Annotated in this window: 5 protein-coding genes; 3 read left to right on the top strand and 2 right to left on the bottom strand. The window is 34.5% G+C overall.

Annotation, left to right across the window (positions count from 1 at the left end; translation table 11 throughout):
• The 3 genes from truD to ABGX27_00575 form a co-directional block, all read left to right on the top strand.
• Positions 1-923, top strand: a 923-nt coding sequence (gene truD / locus ABGX27_00585) for a tRNA pseudouridine(13) synthase TruD (GenBank protein MEO2067994.1), incomplete at its 5' end; no start/stop codon positions are given.
• A gap of 3 nt (positions 924-926) precedes the next feature.
• Complete coding sequence (locus ABGX27_00580; GenBank protein MEO2067993.1) at positions 927-1,784, top strand: radical SAM protein; 858 nt, start codon at positions 927-929, stop codon at positions 1,782-1,784.
• Between the two features lie 327 nt (positions 1,785-2,111).
• A complete protein-coding gene (locus ABGX27_00575) occupies positions 2,112-3,056 on the top strand; it encodes a tRNA-dihydrouridine synthase family protein (protein ID MEO2067992.1) in 945 nt (314 codons plus the stop codon).
• On the opposite strand, the gene ABGX27_00570 is transcribed toward ABGX27_00575, so the two are convergent.
• Together ABGX27_00570 and ABGX27_00565 are read right to left on the bottom strand one after the other, a co-directional pair.
• Positions 3,049-3,561, bottom strand: coding sequence for a GTPase (locus ABGX27_00570; protein ID MEO2067991.1), 513 nt, complete (start codon positions 3,559-3,561; stop codon positions 3,049-3,051). The two genes, ABGX27_00575 and ABGX27_00570, sit on opposite strands and share 8 nt — an antisense overlap.
• A gap of 41 nt (positions 3,562-3,602) precedes the next feature.
• A complete protein-coding gene (locus ABGX27_00565) occupies positions 3,603-4,130 on the bottom strand; it encodes a hypothetical protein (protein MEO2067990.1) in 528 nt (175 codons plus the stop codon).
• Between the last annotated feature and the right edge of the window lie 199 nt (positions 4,131-4,329).

The raw sequence follows: 4,329 nt of genomic DNA, 5'->3' as shown, positions 1-4,329 counted from the left end.
ATCACGGGTTCTTTCTACCTTATAGGCAACATAAAAGGAGTCTTTTAATGGTAGAGTTTAGGTGGAAAAAAGAAGAACCGAAAGATTTTATAGTAAAAGAAGTTGCCGAATATCCTTTAAAAGAAAATGGAAAACACTACCTCTATCTTCTTGTTAAGAGAAATTTAACGACAAAGGAGCTTTCAAAACTTTTGGGATTTAGTTACGCTGGAATGAAAGATAAAGTGGCGCTTACTTCTCAGTTTGTTTCGTTTGAAACTTTCGTTGGAGAATCTTTAAGAGAAAGAATAGGGAAAGACGGTTGGTTTATTCTAAAGTTTTTAGGGAGAATACAGAAAAAGATAAAAATTGGACAGCTAAAGGGCAACAAGTTCGCAGTTAGGTTAAAAGGTCTGAAAATCAATGATAGAAGCTGGTTTATTAACTATTACGATGTCCAAAGAATTTACCTAAATAGAGAAAGAGGAAAGGAACTTTTAAAGAGATTATCTTTAAAACCTCGAAAAAGATTAAAGTGGAGCGAAAACTTTTATATAGATGCTTTCTTAAGTTTCTTGTGGAATAAGAGCCTTGAATACTTTTTAATGGAAAAGTTTGATGGATACTATATAAAAGAGAAAGAAGAATTGTTTTTTATTCCTAAAAAAGATGAAGACTTTCAATCTCTACCTAAATTTTGGACTATCTTAGGCTATAAGAAAAAGCTTTTGGACTCTGAAAAATTCTACGAAAAAGTTCTATCAGAAGAAGGTTTTAGTAAAAATGAGTTTTTAGAACTTTTAAGAAAACTTGGAATAAAAGGCGATTATCGTATGACTTACATTTTAGTAAAGGATTTTAAAAAGATCGGAGATTACATTTTCTTCTATCTTCCTAAAGGTTCTTATGCTACCATGTATTTAAAACATTTACAGGAAAAGTGAGTTATGGAAAAGATAAAAAAGCTTTATGGGTATCTATCTCCTTGTAAGTTATGTCCAAGAAACTGTAATGTTCTTAGGGACAAAGAGGAAATCGGTTTTTGTAAAGTTAAAGATAAACCTATGGTTTCTTCCTTTGGTCCTCACTTTGGAGAAGAACCGGTTCTTGTGGGGTTTGGGGGTAGTGGAACAATATTTTTTACAGGTTGTAACTTACAGTGTGTCTTTTGTCAAAACTACGATATATCCTGTGATATGCAGGGAGAATACATTGATATTGAAGAACTTGCCCAAATAATGCTTTACCTTCAAAAAAGAGGTTGCCACAACATAAACCTTGTTACGCCTACCCATCAAGTTCCACAAATCTTTGAAGCAGTTGAAATAGCAAAAAGTAGAGGACTAAAAATCCCAATTGTTTATAACTGTGGAGGTTATGAAAGCGTAGAAGTTTTAAAAGATCTAAAAGGGCTTGTTGATATTTACATGCCGGACATAAAAACGTTTGATTATGAATTCTCAAAGGAATACTTGAAAGCTTCAGATTATCCCGACATTGTAAAAGAAGCTGTTTTGGAAATGTTTAATCAAGTTGGACATCTAAGGGTTAACGAGTATGGCATTGCAGAAAAAGGACTTATGATTAGACACCTTGTAATGCCGAATTATTTGGAAGATAGTAAGAACATTTTAAAATGGATAGCTGAAAACTTAGGAAGAGAAACTTACGTAAACGTTATGGAACAATATTTTCCATTTTACAGGGCAAAATCTTACGAAAAAATAAGCAGACGATTAGAGACTAAAGAATTTAACGAAGTTTACGAATTTGCAAAAACTTTAGGACTAAGACTGGCTGTTTAAGAGATCTCTAGCTTTCCTCTCCTTTCTATTCTCGAATATCTGTCATTCTTTTGTTTCTTTATTTTCTTCCTTTCATTCCATCCCTTACAGGGCATTTCAAAACCCACTTCCCGCCCTTATTCACCTTACAAAGACCTATAAGCTTCATTTTAACATTATAATTGTCTAATAACGATAGTCAAGCTTCGGAAACCTTACTTAAGATATTTATCATAATCTAATAAAATTGACGATAACCATTGCGTTGCTTAACTTTAAACCACCTTAACTTCAAAAATGATTCCAGAAAAATTAGTTTTATTGCATCATCTTAATAAGGAGAAGAGAATGCTTTCAATAAACAAAGAAGTAATCCTTGCACCACTTGCAGGATATACCCATTCAGCGTTTAGAAGACTTTGTAGGCGCTTAGGAGCAGATAGAGTTTACTCAGAACTTATGAACGCAACTGGAATTATTTTCAAAGGAGAAGAGATAGAACTTGCTTACTTTACTGATGAGGAAAGACCTATTCACCTTCAAATTTACGGAAGAAATCCTGAGGAAATTGCTAAAGCTTCTTTCATAATGGCTGAAAAGTATAAACCAGAGGCAATAGACATAAACTTTGGTTGTTCTGTAAAAAAAGTTTTAAAAGCAAAAGCTGCAGGATATTTCCTTCAGTTTCCTAAGGAAATGGGAAGGATAGTTGAGGCTACAGTAAATGCTTTAAAACCTTTAGGAATTCCTGTAACAGCAAAAATAAGACTTGGGTTTTATGAAGATACTCTAGAAGAAATTGCAGAAAACCTTTTAAAGGCTGGAGTTTCGGCGATTGCCCTTCATCCAAGACTTGCAAAGGAAGGTTTTTCAGGAGTTGCCCGCTGGGAAAGGGTAAGGGATTTAAAAAAGATTGCAGGAGATATTCCTGTTATCGGAAGTGGAGATATAAGGGATTGGAGAGAAATAGATGTAAAGTTTGAAGAAACAGGATGCGATGGAGTGATGATTGGTAGAAAGGCGGTTGCCCATCCTTGGATTTTTAAAGAGTATAAAGAAAGAAGAGACATAAATGCTGGCTTAAAAGAAAGAGTTAACTTTATACTAGAGGAACTTTCTCTTATGTGGGAATTTTTCGACAAAGAAAGAGCTTGTAAAGTAATAAAAGCCCAAATAAGCCAGATATTTAAAGGAATTAGAGGAAAGGCAAAACTAAACGACAAGGTAATGAGAAGCAAATCCTGTGAAGAGCTTTTAAAGAATCTAAAAGTGATACTTGAAGAATCTAGTTAGAAAGGAGCTTTTCCTTTATTTTCTTTTTCAACTCCTCAAGTTCCCAACCTTTGCTTGCAGAAATGAAAACAACTTCTGGATTTTCTTCCGGTATCTTTCCTGCTATTTCGTCATAAAGTTCTTTTGCTTTTGAAGGATCGTCTATAAATTTATCTATCTTGTTGGCTACAAATATTTTAGGTTTATTCCAGGATTTTAGTTTCTTAAGCACAGATTCTACAGATTTAAGTTCTTCTAAAAGTTTTGGGGATGTTATATCAAATACAATAAGAAGCAAATCGGCCTCTTTTACCTCTGAAAGGGTTGCCCTGAAAGATGCTACAAGTTCGTGGGAAAGGTCTCTAATAAATCCTACCGTATCAGAAATTAGAACTTTTTCCCCTTCTAAGTATAAAGAACCGGTTTTTACATCTAAGGTAGCAAAAGGCATGTCCTTTATAAAAACGTCTTTTCTAGTTAAAGTCTTTACTAAAGTGGACTTTCCAACGTTTGTGTAGCCAACAATTGCAACAGTTTTTAGTCCCTGTTTCTTTCTTCCTATTCTTATTAGATCTTCAATTTCTTTTTTAAGTTTGTGGATTTGTGGATTTTCCTTCTTAAAGCCCTTGCTTCAACTTCTGTTTTTGTTTCTCCAGGTCCTCTTGTTCCGACTCCACCACCAAGACGGGAAAGTTCTTTACCTATTCCTCTAAGGTGTGAAAGTTCATAGTAGGTCTTTGCAAGTTCTACCTGAAGTTTTGCTTCTTTTGTTTTGGCACGGCGGGCAAATATTTCAAGAATAACCTGAGTTCTATCTATTACTGGAAGACCTGTTATTTCTTCTAGGTTTCTTTTTTGAGAGACTGTTAGAGGGTGGTAGGCAACGATTATAGTGGCATTTTCAGGGTTTATCTCCTTCGCCTTTCCTTTACCGATGTAGGTTGCAGGAGAAAACCTTGCCCTTTTTTGGATTACAGTATCTATGACTTCTCCACCAAGGGCTTCTATTAAACCTTTAAGTTCCTCAGTGTCTATTTCTTCCTTTGGTCTCTTTACAGCTATTACTATGGCTTTTTCCTTCTCAAGGTTTACCATCTTCACCTCCTTTTTCCTTGTTATTTTTTTACAAATTTTTTACAATTAAGCCGAAATTGTTCTTTTAGGAGGATTTTTTATGTTCAAAGGCGGTATGGGTAACTTAAATCAACTTATGAAAATGGCCCAAACTTTACAAGCGGAAGCTAAAAAGATAAAGGAAGAGGTTGAAGAAAGAGAGTTTACCGGAACTGCAGGT

It is taken from the genome of Desulfurobacteriaceae bacterium (genome assembly GCA_039832905.1).
In the GTDB taxonomy this organism is placed as follows: domain Bacteria; phylum Aquificota; class Aquificia; order Desulfurobacteriales; family Desulfurobacteriaceae; genus Desulfurobacterium.
This window is presented reverse-complemented; position numbering and strand designations above follow the sequence as displayed.

What these genes read in the sequence shown, in the direction of transcription:
- ABGX27_00580 (MEO2067993.1), top strand. Translation starts at nt 927, where the DNA reads ATGGAAAAGATAAAAAAGCTTTATGGGTATCTATCTCCTTGTAAGTTA.
- ABGX27_00575 (MEO2067992.1), top strand. Translation starts at nt 2,112, where the DNA reads ATGCTTTCAATAAACAAAGAAGTAATCCTTGCACCACTTGCAGGATAT.
- ABGX27_00565 (MEO2067990.1), bottom strand. Translation starts at nt 4,130, where the DNA reads ATGGTAAACCTTGAGAAGGAAAAAGCCATAGTAATAGCTGTAAAGAGA.